21 protein-coding genes are annotated in these 19,335 nt (G+C 33.6%); 13 read left to right on the top strand and 8 right to left on the bottom strand.

Annotated elements, in window-relative coordinates:
* From N4A31_06300 to tgt, 5 genes are all read left to right on the top strand, one after another.
* On the top strand, positions 1 to 383 hold a 383-nt coding region (locus tag N4A31_06300), incomplete at its 5' end, for a hypothetical protein (GenBank protein MCT4635829.1).
* Positions 380 to 1,189: a UDP-2,3-diacylglucosamine diphosphatase LpxI gene (lpxI, locus tag N4A31_06295; protein MCT4635828.1), complete on the top strand. Its 810-nt coding sequence runs from the start codon at positions 380 to 382 to the stop codon at positions 1,187 to 1,189. The genes N4A31_06300 and lpxI, both read left to right, overlap by 4 nt.
* A gap of 122 nt (positions 1,190 to 1,311) precedes the next feature.
* Positions 1,312 to 2,385 (top strand): C48 family peptidase, encoded by a 1,074-nt coding sequence (locus tag N4A31_06290; GenBank protein ID MCT4635827.1) that lies wholly within the window; start codon positions 1,312 to 1,314, stop codon positions 2,383 to 2,385.
* Between the two features lie 189 nt (positions 2,386 to 2,574).
* Positions 2,575 to 3,321, top strand: coding sequence for a queuosine precursor transporter (locus tag N4A31_06285; protein MCT4635826.1), 747 nt, complete (start codon positions 2,575 to 2,577; stop codon positions 3,319 to 3,321).
* The gene (gene tgt, locus N4A31_06280; GenBank protein MCT4635825.1) at positions 3,318 to 4,505 is read left to right on the top strand and encodes a tRNA guanosine(34) transglycosylase Tgt; all 1,188 of its coding nucleotides are present in this window, start codon (positions 3,318 to 3,320) and stop codon (positions 4,503 to 4,505) included. The genes N4A31_06285 and tgt overlap by 4 nt, the downstream gene beginning before the upstream one ends.
* 26 nt (positions 4,506 to 4,531) lie before the next feature.
* Here the strand turns inward: tgt and cysS are convergent, their stop codons facing one another.
* From cysS to N4A31_06265, 3 genes are read right to left on the bottom strand one after another with little or no spacing between them, the layout of a single operon-like run.
* Positions 4,532 to 5,887, bottom strand: coding sequence for a cysteine--tRNA ligase (gene cysS / locus N4A31_06275; GenBank protein ID MCT4635824.1), 1,356 nt, complete (start codon positions 5,885 to 5,887; stop codon positions 4,532 to 4,534).
* On the bottom strand, positions 5,887 to 6,510 hold the full coding sequence (locus tag N4A31_06270) for a DsbA family protein (protein ID MCT4635823.1): 624 nt from the start codon (positions 6,508 to 6,510) through the stop codon (positions 5,887 to 5,889). The genes cysS and N4A31_06270 overlap by 1 nt, the downstream gene beginning before the upstream one ends.
* Before the next feature lie 2 nt (positions 6,511 to 6,512).
* The gene (locus N4A31_06265; protein MCT4635822.1) at positions 6,513 to 7,340 is read right to left on the bottom strand and encodes a DsbA family protein; all 828 of its coding nucleotides are present in this window, start codon (positions 7,338 to 7,340) and stop codon (positions 6,513 to 6,515) included.
* A 185-nt stretch (positions 7,341 to 7,525) separates the two neighbouring features.
* On the opposite strand from N4A31_06265, the gene N4A31_06260 reads away from it, so the two are divergent.
* From N4A31_06260 to N4A31_06245, 4 genes are all read left to right on the top strand, one after another.
* On the top strand, positions 7,526 to 8,818 hold the full coding sequence (locus N4A31_06260; GenBank protein MCT4635821.1) for a citrate synthase: 1,293 nt from the start codon (positions 7,526 to 7,528) through the stop codon (positions 8,816 to 8,818).
* Positions 8,819 to 9,050: 232 nt separating this feature from the next.
* Entirely contained in the window at positions 9,051 to 9,416 is a 366-nt protein-coding gene (locus N4A31_06255; protein MCT4635820.1) for a TrbC/VirB2 family protein, read from the top strand.
* A gap of 148 nt (positions 9,417 to 9,564) precedes the next feature.
* Positions 9,565 to 10,911: a signal recognition particle protein gene (gene ffh, locus N4A31_06250; GenBank protein ID MCT4635819.1), complete on the top strand. Its 1,347-nt coding sequence runs from the start codon at positions 9,565 to 9,567 to the stop codon at positions 10,909 to 10,911.
* A 354-nt stretch (positions 10,912 to 11,265) separates the two neighbouring features.
* Entirely contained in the window at positions 11,266 to 12,324 is a 1,059-nt protein-coding gene (locus tag N4A31_06245; GenBank protein MCT4635818.1) for an ankyrin repeat domain-containing protein, read from the top strand.
* A 5-nt stretch (positions 12,325 to 12,329) separates the two neighbouring features.
* On the opposite strand, the gene eno is transcribed toward N4A31_06245, so the two are convergent.
* From eno to N4A31_06230, 3 genes are read right to left on the bottom strand one after another with little or no spacing between them, the layout of a single operon-like run.
* The gene (gene eno, locus N4A31_06240) at positions 12,330 to 13,562 is read right to left on the bottom strand and encodes a phosphopyruvate hydratase (protein MCT4635817.1); all 1,233 of its coding nucleotides are present in this window, start codon (positions 13,560 to 13,562) and stop codon (positions 12,330 to 12,332) included.
* 9 nt (positions 13,563 to 13,571) lie between these two features.
* Positions 13,572 to 14,069, bottom strand: coding sequence for a crossover junction endodeoxyribonuclease RuvC (ruvC, locus tag N4A31_06235; protein ID MCT4635816.1), 498 nt, complete (start codon positions 14,067 to 14,069; stop codon positions 13,572 to 13,574).
* Between the two features lie 3 nt (positions 14,070 to 14,072).
* On the bottom strand, positions 14,073 to 14,933 hold the full coding sequence (locus N4A31_06230; GenBank protein ID MCT4635815.1) for a branched-chain amino acid transaminase: 861 nt from the start codon (positions 14,931 to 14,933) through the stop codon (positions 14,073 to 14,075).
* Between the two features lie 144 nt (positions 14,934 to 15,077).
* Here N4A31_06230 and N4A31_06225 point away from each other — a divergent pair, with 144 nt between their 5' ends.
* On the top strand, positions 15,078 to 15,389 hold the full coding sequence (locus tag N4A31_06225) for a hypothetical protein (GenBank protein ID MCT4635814.1): 312 nt from the start codon (positions 15,078 to 15,080) through the stop codon (positions 15,387 to 15,389).
* Between the two features lie 103 nt (positions 15,390 to 15,492).
* Positions 15,493 to 16,032 (top strand): hypothetical protein, encoded by a 540-nt coding sequence (locus N4A31_06220; protein MCT4635813.1) that lies wholly within the window; start codon positions 15,493 to 15,495, stop codon positions 16,030 to 16,032.
* 74 nt (positions 16,033 to 16,106) lie between these two features.
* On the opposite strand, the gene N4A31_06215 is transcribed toward N4A31_06220, so the two are convergent.
* Positions 16,107 to 16,517 (bottom strand): hypothetical protein, encoded by a 411-nt coding sequence (locus tag N4A31_06215; protein MCT4635812.1) that lies wholly within the window; start codon positions 16,515 to 16,517, stop codon positions 16,107 to 16,109.
* A gap of 177 nt (positions 16,518 to 16,694) precedes the next feature.
* On the opposite strand from N4A31_06215, the gene N4A31_06210 reads away from it, so the two are divergent.
* Both N4A31_06210 and N4A31_06205 read left to right on the top strand, forming a co-directional pair.
* Positions 16,695 to 17,249, top strand: a complete 555-nt coding sequence (locus N4A31_06210; GenBank protein ID MCT4635811.1) for a NifU family protein — start codon at positions 16,695 to 16,697, stop codon at positions 17,247 to 17,249.
* Between the two features lie 4 nt (positions 17,250 to 17,253).
* Positions 17,254 to 18,135, top strand: coding sequence for an alpha/beta fold hydrolase (locus tag N4A31_06205; protein MCT4635810.1), 882 nt, complete (start codon positions 17,254 to 17,256; stop codon positions 18,133 to 18,135).
* A 30-nt stretch (positions 18,136 to 18,165) separates the two neighbouring features.
* Here the strand turns inward: N4A31_06205 and N4A31_06200 are convergent.
* The coding region (locus N4A31_06200) for a hypothetical protein (GenBank protein ID MCT4635809.1) at positions 18,166 to 19,335 on the bottom strand (1,170 nt) is incomplete at its 5' end.

Genomic DNA, 19,335 nt, shown 5'->3' with positions numbered 1-19,335 from the left:
ATTTTGCTATAATTGGTGGATTATCCGCTGTACTACAACGTACAAAAATAGGATCCCATTCTATAATTGGTGGACTTTCTGGTGTTGCTGAAGATGTAATACCCTATGGATTAGTTATGGGAGAGCGTGCGCATTTAGCAGGATTAAATGTTGTGGGACTTAAACGCCGCAAGTTTTCTCGCGACTCTATAAACGATATTAGACGCGCATATGAAATGATATTTATCAATAATGATAATGCTACCTTCTCTGAAAGATTAAGAATGACCAAAGAAGAGTTCTCTGACTCAGAAGAAGTGATGTTAATGATAAATTTCTTACTTGAAGAAAGCAAAAATAACAACTCTGTCTGTAAACCCAAACCAAATGTTAAGAGCGCATGACTAAACTTGGAATCATAGCTACTAAAGGCAATTTAAGCAAAAAACTAATCGATTATGCCCAAAGTAAATTAGATATTTTTATGGTTGCTATAGAAGGCAAAACTGATCCTGAATTTGTTAAAGGAATTGATCATGTTTGGGTTCATCTTGGAGAGATTGGCAAAGCTATAGATGCTATGAAGCAAGCCAATGTTAGCCAAATTGTTTTTTCTGGTCCTATACAGAAACCGGATATATTTAACTTAAAATTAGATATGATGGGAACTAAATTATTCGCCAAAATGGTTAAAGATAAATTCTTTGGTGATAATAAATTATTATCTGTGTTAACTGCTTTCCTTGAAGATCATGGTTTTAAAGTTATTGGAGTACATGAAATTTTAAAGGACTTAGTAGTTAAAGCTTCAAACTTTACAAAACTCACTCCTAATAAAGATGATAAAGCTGATATAGATTTAGGCATGAAAGTGGTTAAAGAACTTGGAAAACTTGATATAGGGCAAGGAGCAATCACACATGGTGGAGTAGTTCTGGGCGTAGAAGCAATAGAAGGAACTGAAGAGTTAATCAAACGCTGCGGCGAATTAAAACATAGTGATGCTTACGGCGGAGTATTAGTTAAATTATCAAAACCCGGGCAAGAACTTAGAACTGACCTTCCAACCATAGGAATAGAAACTGTTAAATCTATGCATGTTGCAGGATTTAAAGGAATAGTTATTGAAGCAGAACGCGCTATATTCCTAGACAGAAAAGAATGTATTAAATATGCCGATGAACATGATATGTTTATTGTGGCAATATAATTACTCTGCGTTGTACAAAAAAACTATCAAAATCATTTCCTTGCTAGTTCCTTGAATTAACCCATCATTAACTATTTACTATATATAATAGTTCCTTATCAAGGAATTAAAGAGGAGTAAATATGCCTGAAGATATAGAAGTAAATGAAGATTATTGTTATGATAGCCAAGACATTATTCAACTAACCTCAATATACCAATCTCAGGAAGATAATCCTAACAATATCTGGGGGCAGCCTCTAGGATTTAATGGCATTGGTAATCCGCTTGAATTAGGAGATTACAATCTAAAGCAATCATGCGAAGATCTAAAGCCAAATCAAAAACTTTTATTGCCTATTAATTTACAAAATGCATATCACTGGGTGGGTGCAATTATTGAAAAAGTAAAAGGCAAATTTCGCATTACCACTATGGACTCCCTAGGTGGACATGAAGATGAAATTCAAGAAACAGCTTATAAAATATCGGAAGAGTTAGGATCTGAACATAAAATTGAGTTAGTACAAACTCCCCCCAAAGCCACCTTAAAACAAAAAGATAGGGCTTCCTGTGGAGCATTCGTTATGCAAAACCTAATCAACCATGCAACTCCAAAAGAAGCTGTTGAATTAGGTGAAGCAGATATACGAAGAGTTCATATGGAACTTGCTGGAGACAATTTTGCTAAAAAACAAGAATTAGACCTACAAAATAAAACAAAATCTGAACAAGATGAAATAACGTGGAATGCAGTGATAGCTAAACAGGCAGATGAAATACAAAAATTAATCCCTCAAGCCCAAGAAAGAAAAAAACATCTAGAAGAACGTAATAATTCATTTGAGGAAGCTTTAGATCACTTACTTAAAGATTCTCAAGATAAAAATAAAGACCTAAAAAATCTATATAAAGAGTTTCCTGAACATAAAGAATTACTAGATGATATTACATCTGAGCTAACTATTGCTTCTACCCCCCATCGTGTATTAGAACCTAATAAATTTGAGAAAGCTCTTGATCATGTGCTTAATATTGAAGATGATCTTGTTAAAAGGATGCAGCTGCAATCAATGCAAGAAAATTTTCCAGAACAAAAGAAGTTATTAGATGATATAAAGCAATCAATGCAGCCTGAATTAACTAATACCCCCACAACAAAACCTATTGCTTACAACAGAAGAATATCCGCAAGTAAAGGAGTTAGAAGGCAATAGTTTTAATTAGACTGATTGCCTTATTTAGAAACCTAACACCGAATTATCCAGCAAATAGAGAATCATACATGAATATACAGGCTAAGATTTCTATCATGATATAGTACAACAAAATCCATAGCTCTTGCTTTTTTAAGCAATTATGCTATATATCAATGCTTCTAAAATTAATTATAATTATAAAATATAATGGATGATTTTTTAATATTACCATTAATAAACTATATGCAAACCTTAAGCGGTGAAGCTTTGTCTTTCATTTCTTTTGGTGCAGGTATTATTACAATGCTGTTCATGATGCGTTTCTTTGGTCTTGTTGGCTTATATGTTTACAGTTCAGCAGCCACTATAACCGCCAATATCCAAGTATTAAAACTAATGAATATGAATTTAATGCCAGAATATGTGGCTCTTGGAACTGCAACATTCTCAACTATATTTTTATGTAATGACATCATCACTGAACATTATGGAAAAGAAACAGCAAAAAGAAGCATATGGCTAAGCTTCACTACCCAGGTATTAGTTACTATAACTATGGTTATCTCCATTGGATTTAGACCTGTTGAAGGAAATTCAGCCCATGGTGCCATCTATGAATTATTCATGCCAGCACCAAGATTATTAATAGCAAGCTTAGCAGCATTTGTTATAAGCCAATTATTTAATATTAATATATTTGCTTGGCTTTCTAAATTTTATCATGAAAAACTGCTTTGGCTGCGCAGCAATGTTGCTTTAATGGCATCTGAATTACTTGATAATATTATATTTAGCACTCTAGCCTGGGTGATATTAGCCCCTACTCCCGTATCCACAGCAATGTTAATTTATACTTACATCTTAGGGACTTATGTGTTAAGAGTGGTATTTGCATTATTTTCTACTCCAGTAATATATTGGAGTTATAACTTTAAATCCAGAAATGAAGTATGACCAAATTTTCCTTTAAATATCATTGTCCAAATCCTAATTCAAAAGCACGCCTTGGAGAGTTAGAAACTCCACATGGAATTGTTCAAACTCCTGCTTTTATTTTTTGCGCAACTAAAGCTGCCATAAAAGGATTGCATCCAGAGCAAATGAAACTTGAAGGAACTCAGTTTATTCTATCAAATACTTATCACTTAATGCTACAGCCAGGTCCTGAAGTGATAGAAAAAGCTGGAGGATTGCATAAATTTATGGGTTGGAATGGCCCAATGCTGACTGATTCTGGTGGATTTCAAATATTTAGCTTAGGTCATGGATCTATTGCTTCAGAAATCAAAGGAAAACGTTGTAGTAATCGCCCTAAAACATTATTAAAAATCACCGAAGAAGGAGCCAAGTTTCGTTCCTACATTGACGGAAAAACTTATTTCTTAAGCCCTGAGCGCTCTGTTGAAATTCAAAGAATGCTTGGACCTGACTTTGTGGTAGTGCTAGATGAATGCACACCATTTCATGTTGATAAGGGATATACTACAAATTCAATGAGAATGAGCCATCGCTGGGCCTCCCGTAGCTTAGCTGAATTTAATAAACATGATAATGGTAAACAAAAGTTATACGGAATTATTCAAGGTGGAGTATATTCTGATCTACGCCAAGAAAGCTGTGATTATGTTAATTCTAAACCATTCTTTGGCCATGCTGTCGGTGGATCTTTAGGCGCAGACAAAAACCAAATGTATGATGTAGTGGCAATGACCACTGAAATTCTAGAACGTAGCCGTCCTATCCATTTGTTAGGAATTGGTGGAATCTCTGATGTTTTCAATGGAGTTGAGCATGGTATTGACACATTTGATTGTGTTCACCCAACTAGGCTTGCTCGCCATGGTGGTGCTCTAGCAAGACCAGAAAACAGAGAAGATCAGAAAAAAGAACATCTTAATTTAAACAACGCTAAATTTAAAGATGATTTTACCCCTATTGAACCAGACTGCAGCTGCCACACCTGCAAGCATCATAGCAAAGGATATATCCATCATCTACTAAAAGCCAAAGAATTATTAGCCGCAAATCTACTTACCATCCATAATGTCCATTTTATGAATAAAATGATGACCGCAATAAGAGAAGCGATTAAAAATGGTAAATTAGCAGAAGAAAAAAAACGCTGGATGGTTGTATGAGTAACAGCATGGGTTGTTCATTATGCTTAAGATTTCCTCCAAATGCATTTTCCGCCTGGTAAATCTTCCAAGATAACTCCTTTTTCTTTAAGGCTATCACGAATAAAGTCAGCCTCTTGCCAATTTTTTTGAGCTTTAGCCTCTGAACGCTTAAGGATTTGTTCTTCAATATATTTAGCATCAACTGAAGAATCTTTGAACCAAGAATCAGGGTTGCTTTCAAAAAAACCTAGTAACTTTCCACAAGCTTTCAGTTTTGCAGCCAATCTTGGATTATTTGTCTTATTAAATTCGTGAACATATTCATGAAGCATAGCAAAGCTCTGAGGAGTGTTTAAGTCATCAAGTAAAGTATTATAAAACTCTTGAGGTATTTCTCCATCATCAATATCTAATTTTTGCAACACTCGATAGAAGCTATCTAAAGCTTTTTTAGCATCATTTAATGCTTTATCATTCCAGTCAATTGGTTTTCGGTAATGAGAATTAAGCAATATATAGCGAATAACTTCTCCGCTAATACCTTTGTCTAAAATATCAGAAGTGGTAACGAAGTTTCCTAGAGATTTACTCATCTTCTCACCATTAACTGTTAAGAAGCCATTATGAACCCAATATTTAGCATATTTACTATTTGGATATGCGCAGCAACTCTGGGCAATTTCATTGCTGTGATGAGGAAATATTAGATCCACCCCACCTCCATGAATATCAAAACTATCTCCTAAATATTTATAGCTCATTGCTGAACACTCAATATGCCAACCTGGGCGCCCTAGCCCAAAAGGGCTATCAAAACAATGGTCAACATCTTTAGCTGGCTTCCATAATACAAAATCTTCAGGATTTTCTTTATCTTCAGAAACTTCCACCCTTGCGCCAACAACTAAATCTTTAAGATGACGACCAGACAGATCACCATATTGAGCAAATTTATGAACTCTAAAATACACATGCCCATTACTGATATATGCATATTCATTGGAAATAAGTCTTTCAATCATTTCAATCATTTCAGGAATATGCTGGGTGGCTTTAGGCTCTATTGTTGGACTCAAACAATTAAGCTCTGCCATATTCTCTTGAAAAATATTTGTGATTTTACTTGTTAGTTCATTAATTGAAATTTTCTGAGCAATGGCGCTATTGATAATCTTATCATCAACATCTGTAATATTTCTGATATATATTACATTCTTTTCTCCATATATTTTCTTTAAAAGTCGGAATAATACATCATATATAACAACAGCTAAAGCATTGCCTATATGTGGATAATCATACACCGTTGGACCGCAAACATACATCCCTATTTTATTAGAATCTAGAGGAATAAAAAGTTCTTTTTTTTTGCTAAGGCTGTTATATAAATACAATTGCATTAGTTGTTATCTATTGAATTTAACGTTTTATCTATCAATGTAGCAAATGATTTATAGCTGTATACATCAACTTTCTTTTTATTAATATAGAAAACAGGGGTTCCTTTTATTTTCAGGAATTTTTTGGACCTATGGTCAAGTCTACGCAAAGCCGATTCAAGATTTTTATTATTCATGCATACATCAAACTTTTCTGCATTCATTCCACCCAACCCTGCTATATTTCTTAGTTTATCTAAAAAATCTGTTTGATAAGCCCAGCTTGCTTGTTTTGTCAATAATATATTCAAAAATGCTTCATATCTTGATTTATCAATACAGTTTAGTAATAAAGTTCCAGCTTCTGAAGATTTATCCGTCATGTAACTACGCTTAATCCACATCACTTTACCCGTATCAATATACTCCTTTTTTAATCTAGGAAAAACATTGGTATGGAAGTTTTCACAATGAGGACAAGTTAAAGAATAATACTCTAGTATCTTAACAGGAGCTTCAGAACTCCCAGAAACAAAATCATATGGTCCAGGATTATAAAGATCATTACCAGCGTTGGATGGTGCTGCTGCACATACAACGCTGGTGAATAAAATAATTATAGAATAAATAACAGAGCGTAACATGATTATTTCTTTTCTTTAGATTTTTCTCTCGCAGATTTAATTAACCCACTCATTGCTTCAGAATCAATAGCACCCGGGATCATTTCTTCACCAATAATGAAAGCTGGAGTTCCTCTGATGCCAAGTTGTTGAGCTAAATTTAAAGTTGCTGTTAATTCTTTTTCTATTCTAGGATCTTTTAGAGCGTCTTTTACTCTTATATGATCAATATTTAATAGTTTTAAAGTATTTTGAATAAACTCATCGCTTGGATCACGTGTACTCATTAAAGCATTATGAAAATCAACATATTTGTTAGGGGCAACTATAGCCACAGCAAGAGCCGTTTGAGCTAACTTTCTAGAGGATCCACCAAGAACAGGATATTCTTTGAAAATTACTTTTAGATTAGAGTCTTTCTTAATAATTTCTTTTATTTCATTGTTAACTTTTTTACAATATCCACAACGATAATCAAGGAAAACTACCATGGTAACATCACCATCTTTATTTCCAGCTATCAAAGAAATTTCACTATTTTGCAACTGCCTCTTACTGTTTTTAATTGCAATTTTAGCTTCTTTTAAAGATTCTTCATATTCACGTTTTTGCATGTCTTTAATTGAAGAAATTATAATATCAGGATTCTTTTTTATAAAATCATACACTATAGTTTCTATTTCTTGTTTATTTACTGGTTGAGAAGGCATTGTTAAAAATTCCTGCAGTTCAGATCTAATTTTATCTTTTGCTCCAAAAATGGTAATAGCTAATACAAAAATTATAGCTATATATATAATCCATTTACATTTTCCTGATGTATTGCATTTAGTATTTTTATTAAATAACATGACTTTTCTCCTTAAATAAATTTTTCCCTATAATTTATATCTCTATTATCAGTTATTGTAAAATAGTATTTTTTTCTTTTTTCTTTTGAAAAGAGAATTAAAACTGAGGTCAAGATTTTGCTTTACCTACCAATGTCTCTCATATAAACTTAAAGTTGATAATATTAGGATGCTATGGAGCCAACATGACAAATAAAACAGCCTCACTTCAATTTGATGAGTTGAAAGCAGAAGAATTACCAATTTTGCATGCAACTATGGGACCTAATGTTATTGACGTTACTAAACTCTATCGTGAAACAGGAATGTTTACATATGATCCTGGTTTTATGTCTACTGCTTCTTGCAAGTCTAAAATCACTTATATTAACGGTGAAAAAGGTGTTTTAATGCATCGTGGTTATATGATACAAGATTTAGCCTCTAAGAGTGACTATCTTGAAGTTGCATATCTACTTCTTCATGGAGAATTACCAAATAAAGAAGAAAAGAGTGAATTTGTTTATCAAATAAAACATCACACTTTAGTACATGAACAGTTACAATTTTTATTACGTGGTTTTCCAAGGAAAGCCCATCCGATGGCCATATTAGTGGGAGCGTTCTCTTCTCTTTCAGCCGTTTACCATGATAACTTAGATATAAGAGACCCCCAGCAGAGAGAAGCCGCGGCCATTCAAATGATAGCTAAGATGCCAACATTAGCTGCCATGGCCTATAAATATTCTATAGGTCAGCCATTTATGTATCCTAGAAATGATTTAGGCTATGCTGAGAATTTTCTATACATGATGTTTGGAGTTCCATCTGAAGAATATAAAGTGAATCCTGTAATAGCTAAAGCTATTGATAAACTTTTTATTTTACACGCTGACCATGAGCAGAATGCTTCCACATCAACAGTTCGTTTGTCTAGCTCTTCTGGAGCCAATCCATTTGCGTGTATTGGTGCTGGAATCGCTTCTTTATGGGGACCTGCACATGGCGGAGCTAATGAAGCGGTGATTCGTATGCTAAAAGAAATTGGTCATAAAGACAATATTCCTGAATATATTGCTAGAGCAAAAGATAAGAATGATAGTTTTGTTTTAATGGGATTCGGTCATAGAGTTTATAAAAATTATGATCCAAGAGCTATGGTTTTAAGAGAATCTTGTCATGAAGTTTTGAGAGAATTAAACATTAAAAATGAACCTTTACTAGATATCGCTATAGAATTAGAAAAAATTGCTTTAAATGATGAATATTTTATTGAACGTAAATTATATCCTAATGTAGATTTCTATTCAGGTATTATATATAAAGCAATGGGAATCCCTGCACAGATGTTTACCGTATTATTTGCTACAGCCAGAATTTCAGGATGGATTGCACAGTGGAAAGAAATGATGGAAGATCCTACTAATAAAATAGGACGTCCAAGACAATTATACACAGGCTATACTGAAAGAAAATTCATCCCTATAAATAAAAGATAAGTTTTTATAGGCTCATAACCATAAAAATACTGTGCTTTATAAGCAACATAATTATATATTATACAAGCTAAATGCTTATTTTTCCCAAAAAGAATCTATATTAACTTTTTATTAAGGAATGAGAGTGTAAACTTGTTTTCAATGAGCGCTTTGTAGATATAGTGTATGTATTTATAAACCTCGCTACGTTATACTATATATTTTTAATTACTATTCAATTTAGGAGTAAAACATGTCAACTTTTAATCTTTCAAAAAATAATTATTGGCAAATTTGCCTGTTATTTTGTTTAGCTGCAGCAGTTATGGTAATGCCATCTCTATCTGTTGCTGATGGATACGGCACAGGTACTACAGATGATGGTATTTCTGAAGTACTATGTTACATTGTGACTAAACTAACAGGACCAATTGGTAAAGCTACAGCGATGATTGCGTTAGTAGTATTAGGTATTGGTATCTTCTTGGGTAAACTTTCATGGCAGCTATGTTTAGGTGTATCTATCGGTATAACCTTTATCTTCGCAGCTGGTAAAATTATCAACTGGTTATCAGGCACTGGTACAGAAAGTTGTGAAGTTACTGAGACACCATCATAAGGTATTTAGTTCTTTTTTTGTAAAAGAATGAAATATTTATAAAATAGAAGCTCCTAACTTAAACGTTAGGAGCTTTTTTTTGTTCTTGCTTTATAAAGCATGTATTTATATATTTTAGATAAATAAACTCATCTTCAAGGTTTTTCATATGTTTGAATCATTATCTAACAACTTAAATAAAGTCATCAACAAACTCACCTCTAAAGGATTCTTAAATGAAGAAGATATTGACAATGCAATGCGTGAAATTAGGATTGCCCTCCTTGAAGCCGATGTTTCACTTAGTGTGGTTAAAGAGCTTACCTCCAGAATAAAAGAACAAGCTAAGGGAGAGCAGATTATTAAAAGCATTTCTCCCGGTCAGATGGTGGTAAAAATTGTTAATGATGAATTAGTTAAAGTTCTTGGAAATGAAGTAAGCCCCATTAATTTATCCACTAAACCTCCCGCTGTTATAATGTTTGTGGGTCTCCAAGGTTCTGGTAAAACCACATCTTCTGCAAAGCTAGCCTTATGGCTTAAGAAAAAAATGAATAAGAATGTTTTGCTTGCATCTTTAGATACTCAAAGACCGGCAGCTAAAGAACAATTAGAAAGCCTTGCTAAACAAGTTAATATTCCCTCTCTTCCTATTAAAGATAATGAATCTGCTGTTAATATTGCCAAACGAGCATTAGAAGCTGCAAAAAATTCTATCAATGATGTGTTAATATTAGATACAGCTGGACGTCTTCAAATTAATCAAGAATTAATGCAAGAGCTAGAAGAGATTAAAAAACTTACTAACCCGATTGAAATTGTTTTTGTTGCTGATAGTTTAACCGGGCAAGATGCAGCTAATGTTGCCAAATCTTTCCATGAGGTTCTAGATCTTACTAGCGTTATCTTAACTAGAATTGACGGTGACAGCAGAGGTGGAGCTGCACTTAGCATCACCCATGCTACATCTAGACCAATCAAATATGTTGGTGTTGGTGAAAAATTGAATGAATTTCAAGAATTTCATCCAGATAGAATTGCTTCACGTATTCTTGGCATGGGAGATGTTGTATCTCTTGTAGAGAGCGCATCTGAACATATTGACAAGCAAGAAGCGGAAAAACTAGCATCCAGAGCCCAAAAAGGAGTATTTGATTTTAATGATCTATTATCTCAATTACGCAGCATGAAAAAAATGGGGGGAATTGGCTCAATGCTAGGCATGATCCCAGGTTTAGGCAAGCTAAAATCAGCTATGAGCAATGCTAATATGAATGAAGATATGCTAAAGCGTCAGGAAGCTATCATTCTGTCAATGACCGCTAAGGAAAGAAAAAATTTTAAGCTGATTAATGGATCTAGACGTAAAAGAATAGCTGCAGGCTCTGGAACCACAGTTCAGGATATCAACCGTCTCCTCAAACAATTCCAAGAAATGAGCAAAATGATGAAAAAATTTGGCGGAATGGACCAAAAATCTATGCTTCGTTCAGGAATAGGTAAATTATTAGGTTAGCTATAGAGGATGTTAATTTTAGAAAGAAAAATCTGGTTATTCTTTTTAAAAAGCAATCTATTGCAATGGTAATGGATTGACAAGCTATTCAATTAAAAGATGTTACAAAGGAAGTTTCTTATTGTTTTATAGAATCATTAAACTCAGGGCTTTCTATTTATCGTAAATTAGAATTTAAATCTTTGTTTACAAATAATATTTTTAAATAAGTAAGCGAATAGAAAAAGTATTTATAATTATTTTGCTAAAGATTTCACCCTCTACATCAAAACTCACAACTTGACAAATCAATATATTTCATTAATCTTCTTGTGTTGTTTATTTAATATTTATTAATACTTAAAGGTTGTTTTCATGAGCGCGATTAATAATCCTCCTCCCCATGCTAAAATAAGCGAACATAACATACAAGATGTTATTACCATTACTTTAGAGAATGGTGAACAAATTACACTATTAGATATAAACACTCCTCTTACAATACACAACCTTCCTCCTATTATATTTTTTACTGCTCACACTAGAGATATTGAAGTTTTAAATGATCTTATTATATTAGGAGCCAATCTGTCAGTTAGAGACTCTTCTGGTATGAGCGCCTTGCACCATGCTGCAATGATAGGAGACCAGGAAATAGTAGAAGCACTGTTGAATGCAGACTCAAGTCTAGTAGATCTTATTGATAATAATGGAACTACGGCTCTTATGTATGCAGCCATGAACGGACATTCAAACCTTGTTGAACAATTATTACAATATCAACCAGATATTTATATTATAGATAACCTAGGAAACAATGCCTTATACTATTCAACAAACCATCAAAATATTCTAACAACATTACAAAACTTTCTTTTAAATACTATTATTCAAGTAAAATCAGAAGAAAATCTTGAAACCATATTTAATGAAGCTTTTGAACGAGTAGAATCCGAAGGAAGACCTGAGGCATTATCAGTAAGAATGGGTGGTAATATGGTTGCAGATATTGTAATTTTCCAATATCCAGAACATGATGATTTCTCAGTTATTATAATTGAACCAAATCATGCTACTTTTAGCCATTCAAACGCTTTAAATAATTTAGCATCCGAAGAAGATAGCCTTACACCCGATAATGTAAGAGTGATACATTTTCCTCGACCACTTGATATAGAGTCAGAAAATATTCTTAACCCTAGTTATTTACTTACTCTAATTAATTGTATTCCACGTCTAGAAGGATATAGTGAAAATCAAATCATGGGAAATATATTTCATATTGGATGCGAAGAAACACTACTCCAAACTTCAAGTAATGAAACAACTACAGAAGATATGACTCAATTAGTAACTCTAGAAGAACCTCCTGTCCCCAATGGAGTATCATCACAACTATTTAGTGACTATTTCGACCCAACTCCGACAGAATAAAAAGATTAAATTAAGATCTCTTCTATACGAATTAGTTCATTATATTTTGCTAAGCGATCAGTTCTTGAAAGAGAACCGGTTTTTATATAACCAACACCTGTTGCTGCCGCAATATGCGCAATGGTTGTATCTTCCGTTTCACCTGAACGATGAGAAATTATTGCTTTATATCCAGCAGATTTGGCTAAGGATATGGTTTCCATAGTTTCACTTAAAGTGCCGATTTGATTAGGCTTAATTAAAATGGCATTAGCCATTTTTTCTTCTATTCCTTGAGTTAGAATCTTTTTATTGGTAACGAATAAATCATCCCCCACAAGCATAATTTTAGCACCTAACTCTTCAGTTATGAACTTCCAGCCTTGGTGATCATCCTCTGCCATAGGGTCTTCAATAGAACAAATGGGGTAATCACTAACTATTTTCTGATAATAATTAACCAACTCCTTAGGGGTTAATGCTTCACCAGCCATATGATACAAACCATCTTTATAAAATTCTGATGCCGCACAATCTAAAGCTAACATCACATCCTTACCTAATTCATAACCAGCTTTTTTAACAGCTAAAGTAATATAATCTAAAGCCTGAGAAGCATTGTCTAGATTTGGAGCAAATCCTCCCTCATCTCCCACATTAGTACTATGCCCATCAGCGCGTAGTATTGCCTTAAGACTATGAAAAATTTCCGCACCAATTCTAATGAACTCTTTCACTGAAGTTCCACAATTAGGCATAATCATAAATTCTTGAATTTCTATTTTGTTATCTGCATGGGCTCCACCATTGATAACATTCATCATGGTTTTTGGAAGTTTATAATCTTCTGAATTAGAATTTAGATATTTAAATAATGGCAAGTCTTTAGACAAAGCCGAAGCTTTAGCTACTGCAATAGACACTGCTAATGTTGCATTAGCACCTAAATTTGATTTATTTTCAGTTCCATCTATATCTATAAGCAAATCATCTATTCTTTTTTGATCAAATGGAGATTCGCCTATAATTTTAGGAGCAATTAGTTTATTAACATTCTCAACAGCTTTTAACACGCCTTTACCTAAAAAACGACTATCATTATCTCTTAGTTCAACAGCTTCAAGTTTACCTGTTGATGCACCACTTGGCACTGATGCACGCCCCTTAGAGCCATCACTTAAAATAACATCCACTTCAACAGTTGGATTCCCACGACTATCAATAATTTCTCTAGCCTTAATCTTAGTAATTTCCACCACTTGTCTCTCTCACCTTAAATCTAAATTTCTATAATTAGCATGGCAAATGGCTACGGCTAATGCGTCTGCTGCATGCTCATTACTAACCTTCGCTTTTGGCAATATTTGATTAACCATATATTGTATTTGGGTCTTATCAGCCTTGCCTTTACCAACAACTGCCTTTTTCACCAGGTTAGGAGCATATTCAAAAAATCGTTTTTTAGCAACCCCAATTGCCAAAATTGCTACTCCCCTAGCGTAACCAAGTTTTAAAGAAGTAAGATTATTGTTATTAACAAAAATATTCTCCATAGCAACATCTGTTGGTTTATATAAAGATATTACTTTTTCTAATCCTTCATAAATATCTTTTAAACGCTTCTCCATGGAAATCTTTGAATTGGAAGTTATAATACCAGAATCAATAAAATTTATACTATTTTGTTTCTTTAAAATTATTCCCCAGCCTGTGTTAACAAGCCCTGGGTCAATTCCACAAATAATATCTTCATCTTCTAAATACATATTCTAACTTTGTGTTAATTGATAAAATTTTGAGTAAAGCATTTGACTAATGGGATTATCTTTATATTCATGCTCAGCAATAGATGCAATGGAAGTAATCTCCGCTGCTGTACCAGTTAAAAAAACTTCATCCGCCTGGTGAACATCCTCCATTGTTATATGTTTCTCAATAACTTTAATACCATTCTCTTGAGCTATTTGAATAATAATCTGACGCGTTATTCCATTTAAACAACATTCAGTTGTAGGAGTATAAAGATTGCCATTTTTAACTATAAAAAAATTGGAAGTTGTAGCTTCTGAAACATATCCTCTGTAATCCAACATCAGAGCATCATCATATCCTGCAGCAAGAGCTCGCTTCTTTGCCACGTGATTTAAAACATATAATCCACTAGCTTTAGCCTCATAAGGGAATGATTCAGCCGAAGGTCTAACTAAAGATGATACTTCTAAACGCAATGATTTTTTTTCTAATAAGGTTTTACAATAAGGAGATGGACGTGGCCAACAACTGAGCATAATATTAGTGATATTATCTGATCCTATTGACATCCTCTGATCACCTAAAAAGATCAAAGGACGAAGATATCCATCATCAATATTATTACGTTTTACCAACTCTATTGATGCCTCCATAATCTGATCTTTTATAAAAGGAATATGCATTGTCAATATTTTTGCAGAATTAAATAGTCTTTTAATATGATCTCTTAACTTAAATATTTTACCATTATACACCCTAACACCTTCAAAGGCTCCAGTACCATAATGAAGGCCATGAGTTTTAGGCCCTATCTTCACTTCATTCTCATGAATAAACTTTCCATCGAGCCACACATAAGAATTTTGTTTTTTTTTCATTTTGTTTGTGTGTTTTTAAAATTTTAATCATTTATTAATTATAAACTCTTATTCTTAATGTTAGCAAAATATTCTATAAAAACCAATAAAACTTTAGAATATTATTGTTAATCAAACCCTCAAATTCATAGGCAGGAGGTATTTATGTCAGTTCGCAAAGAAGATCAAGAAAAAAAAGAATCATTACTTGGAAGTGTTACCAACTTTTTTCTTAGACGGGAAGAAACAAATCTACCAAAGGAAGAAGATACTAGTTTTCTTTCAATGGCACGGCAATTAAGAGCACAAAAAGAAGAAGAATCAAAAGAAAGTGAGGCTCTGCAGCGCGATATCAGCGACTGGTTGGCTGGAGAAGCAATGAAAATGCTTCACATTACTGGCACCGCTCTGGAAGAGAGGATTCATAACATGATTATGGGTGAATCAACACATAACAATAGCGAAGGAGGAGAATAGCCCTTCTATAATCATCCCCTCTATAATTACAGAGGGGAACCTAATATTGAAAGCTCTCAAGCATTCCTCACTAAATATTTTTAACAATTAAAAAGAAATACTTATGTTTAATAAAATTCTCAGATACTTAAAAAATAAATTTAAGAATCATCCACATAAAATTTTTGATGAAGCAATAATGCTAGATCAATTTCAAGTGCAAGTGGAAAAACCAACTAATCGTAGATATACAGAAACATTACTAATTTCTTGTGTTGACTTTAGATTTAGAAACGAAGCTGAAGAATTAATGAGTAATTTTCTTCATTTGGAAGGAGATTACGATGAAATTGCAATGCCTGGAGCAAGCCTATCCATTGTGGAAAAGAAATATCCAGAATGGAGCATCGCTTTAGAAGAAATGATAGAGCTTCTTGAAGGACTGCATCATATTAAGAGAGTGATATTCTTAGACCATAGAGATTGTGGAGCTTATAAACTTATCAAGGGTAAAGAAGCAACATCCACCAGAGCTCGTGAAACTAACACTCATAAACAAGTGTTTAAAAAAGCTAGAAAATTCATGAACGAACATTTTCCAGAGCTGAAAGTTTACACATTGCTGATGGGAATGGATGGACTAGTTGAGAATTTTAAAGAGTAAGACATTAAATATTTGACAAGGCTAGCCCCCCTATCTGCGAGGGAGGCTGAGTGTAATTAATGGTTTATTAAGATTTATTTTTGTAGCCTTTGCTGTCTCTCAACCTTACGTCCAATATTCTTTCTTATTTGATCAGTATCAACAGTTGCTGTATGCTCACCGGTAGTATATGTGGTACCATCTTTTGTTACAGTTGTACTTCCAGTCACAGATACAGTTCCATCTTCATTCTTAGATATATCTCCTTCCTTAAGTAAGGTATTTCCTGTCGTATAATTACCTCCACTAACCTTCGCCTCCCCAACATCTTCACTTGTTTCCCTGGCACTTGGATATAAATACCCATCCTCATTATGAGCATATCCACCAATATTATAAGGTTCTCCATTTTCATCAACTCCCTTCCAAGTGCTGGCTTCAACATTCCCTCCTAGCAAAGCAATTCCACTCAATATTAAAGCAGATTTTAAAGATTTCTTGTGCATAATTCTCTCCTATTTTTTTTATAAACAACTATTATAATAGACCCAATTCCATACATCAAAAATTCAATCTATAGTTAAATAGTAGCCTATTCTAAAAATAAAACCAGCATAAAACCCAAACTTGACTTTTTCTCCATAATATTGATAATAAAACATAACAATTTTAAGGATAAAAACATGTTTATACAAACCGAGGAAACACCAAATCCAGAATCATTAAAATTCCTGCCTGGAGTTAATATATCACCAGAGCCGATGAATTTTCTTGATAGTTCTCAAGCAACTAACTCTCCTTTAGCTCAGAAGCTATTCACTTTAGATTTTGTAAAGTCTGTATTCTTAGGATATGACTTCGTGACCGTCACCAAAACAGAAGATGCTAAATGGGAGGTTATTAAAGCAGAAGTTTTAGTAACCATTATGGACTTCCTTGTTTCTGGAATGGAAGCTGTGAAACCTGCTGGCGCTTCTAGCAAACCTCAGTCTAATTCTGATATAGAAGAAGATAAGATCTCTCAAGAAATTAGAGAAATTATTGAAACCAGAGTTCGCCCGGCTGTTATGCAAGATGGTGGAGATATTGTTTTTCATGAATTCAAAGATGGCATAGTGAAAGTTGAGCTTCATGGTGCATGCTCTGGCTGCCCAAGCTCCACTGTGACTCTAAAAAGTGGAATCGAAAATATGCTTAAATATTATGTTCCCGAAGTTCTCTCTGTAGAAGCCGTTTAACATCATGGAAGCGCTGTTTGTAAAGCATCTAAACCTTCAATTATGCGTACACAGCTTTGGTATAAAAACAAACCCAGCTGTGGTTCTAATCTCTGGATCTGCAGGACAAGCTATTTTATGGGATAAAACTTTCTGCGAAAATATAGCTAAAGCAGGATATTTCGTCATTCGCTTTGACAATAGAGACACCGGATTATCTTCTGGAATAAATTTCCAAGAGAATCCTTATAATTTAAAAGATCTTGCCGGTGATGTTATTGGCATTTTAGACCATTTTAAAATTGAGAAAGCACATATTGTTGGAATGTCAATGGGAGGATATATTGCTCAGAAATTAGCAATTTACTATCCTAATAAAATATTAAGCATGACTTTATTCATGACCACCATCAATAGCTCTGTTATGCGTGGAATACGTGGTATGGATAATTTACCTGGCCAGAGCTTAGACATTGTAAAAAAATTATCAGAAATATACCAAACTCCTAGGATAACTCTTAATGATAGAATTAAAGTTCTTATTGAAACTTGGAAATTATTTAATGGAACGGAAAGCCCCTTCCCTTATGATGAATGGCGTGAATTAGCTGAAGAATCATATAAGAGAGCAAAGACTAAAAATGCAGTCCGCAATCATCGCGCGGCAGTTTTAAATTCTCCATCTGATCGTGGTAAAATTTTAAAAGAAATAGATCTTCCTCCTACCCTAATTTTACACGGCAAAGCTGATCCAATAATTCAAATAGCTCATGCCTATTACGGACATAAATTATTACCACAAAGTGAATTAGTGATTATTGATAAAATGGGTCATCTTTTAACATCTGTTTTTACAGCACAAGTGGAAGATGCTTTGCTTAAGTTTTTTGAATCCATCGAGACATAAAGAACTTTTAAGTTGTACTTATAAAGATAGCTATAACCTAACATTCTTTTTAAGTTCTATGTTTAAATCTAACCCTGTAATATCTGAAATTTTTCTACAATCCTGAAAATCTAATTTAAATTTTCTTCCTAAATCCATCATAACTTCATGATTATTATCTGTAATTATTTTAAGATTAACAACCACATTTCCTTCTTCTTTAGCGGATAAAACCTCTTGTAACTGGCTGATGGCTGCAGCATCTTTAACCACCACCTCAAGCTGTTTTAATCTATTATTTAAATAATCATCAAGTGGCATTACTTCCTGCCCTGTCACCCTAATACCACCTTCATCTTTACGAATTTCTGCCTTAATCATCAAAGGAATATTCTGGGAAAATAATTGTGACACTAATTGAAGAAGATCATTATCAAAAAAAGATATCTCTAAACTTCCTTTCCTATCTGAAAGAACGGCCTGCAGATATCTTCCTTTAGGAGAAACTCTTGCTTTACTACTGGTTACCATCCCCGCTAATACCACTATAGAGTAGCCAGGTTGATGCTCTTCTTTCAAGTGTTCACTGGTGATGATCTCACTTTTTTCTAAGATATCTTTATAGAAATCTAATGGATGAGATGATAAATAAAAACCTATTGCTTCAAATTCATGAATAACCTTATCTTTATCCTCCCAATCAGCAATCTTGGATAAAGAAGGTTTATATTGTTCTTTTACTTTTGCACCAAATAAGCCAATTTGAGAGCTATTCCTTTCTTTGTTTAAAACATTGTTATAATTAGTCACCACATCAATAGAAACAAATAATTGCTGCCTATTAGGATTAAGGCTATCAAATGCACCACATTTTATTAAATTTTCCAACAATCGTTTATTTAAAACCTTTGCATTCACTCTACTTGCAAAATCAAACACATCTTTAAATGGGCCATTCTCTTCTCGCTCTGCACATAGCATCTCTATTGCCTGCATACCAACATTCTTAAGGCCAGCAAGACCATAACGAATTGCTCCATTTTCTATAACAAAGTGACCATAAGACGCATTAATATCTGGGGGTAAAATAGCAACATCAAAATTCTTTGCTTCTTGCTGGAAGATATTAATTTTATCAGTATCATCTATTTCTAAATTTAAAGAAGCGGTTAGAAATTCAATAGGATAATTAGCTTTCAGATAAGCTGTTTGGTATGAAAT

Source organism: Rickettsiales bacterium (assembly GCA_025210695.1).
Taxonomy (GTDB): Bacteria; Pseudomonadota; Alphaproteobacteria; order Rickettsiales; family CANDYO01; genus CANDYO01.
The sequence above is the reverse complement of the archived record's forward strand: the minus strand, read 5'-3'. Positions and strand labels throughout refer to the sequence as shown.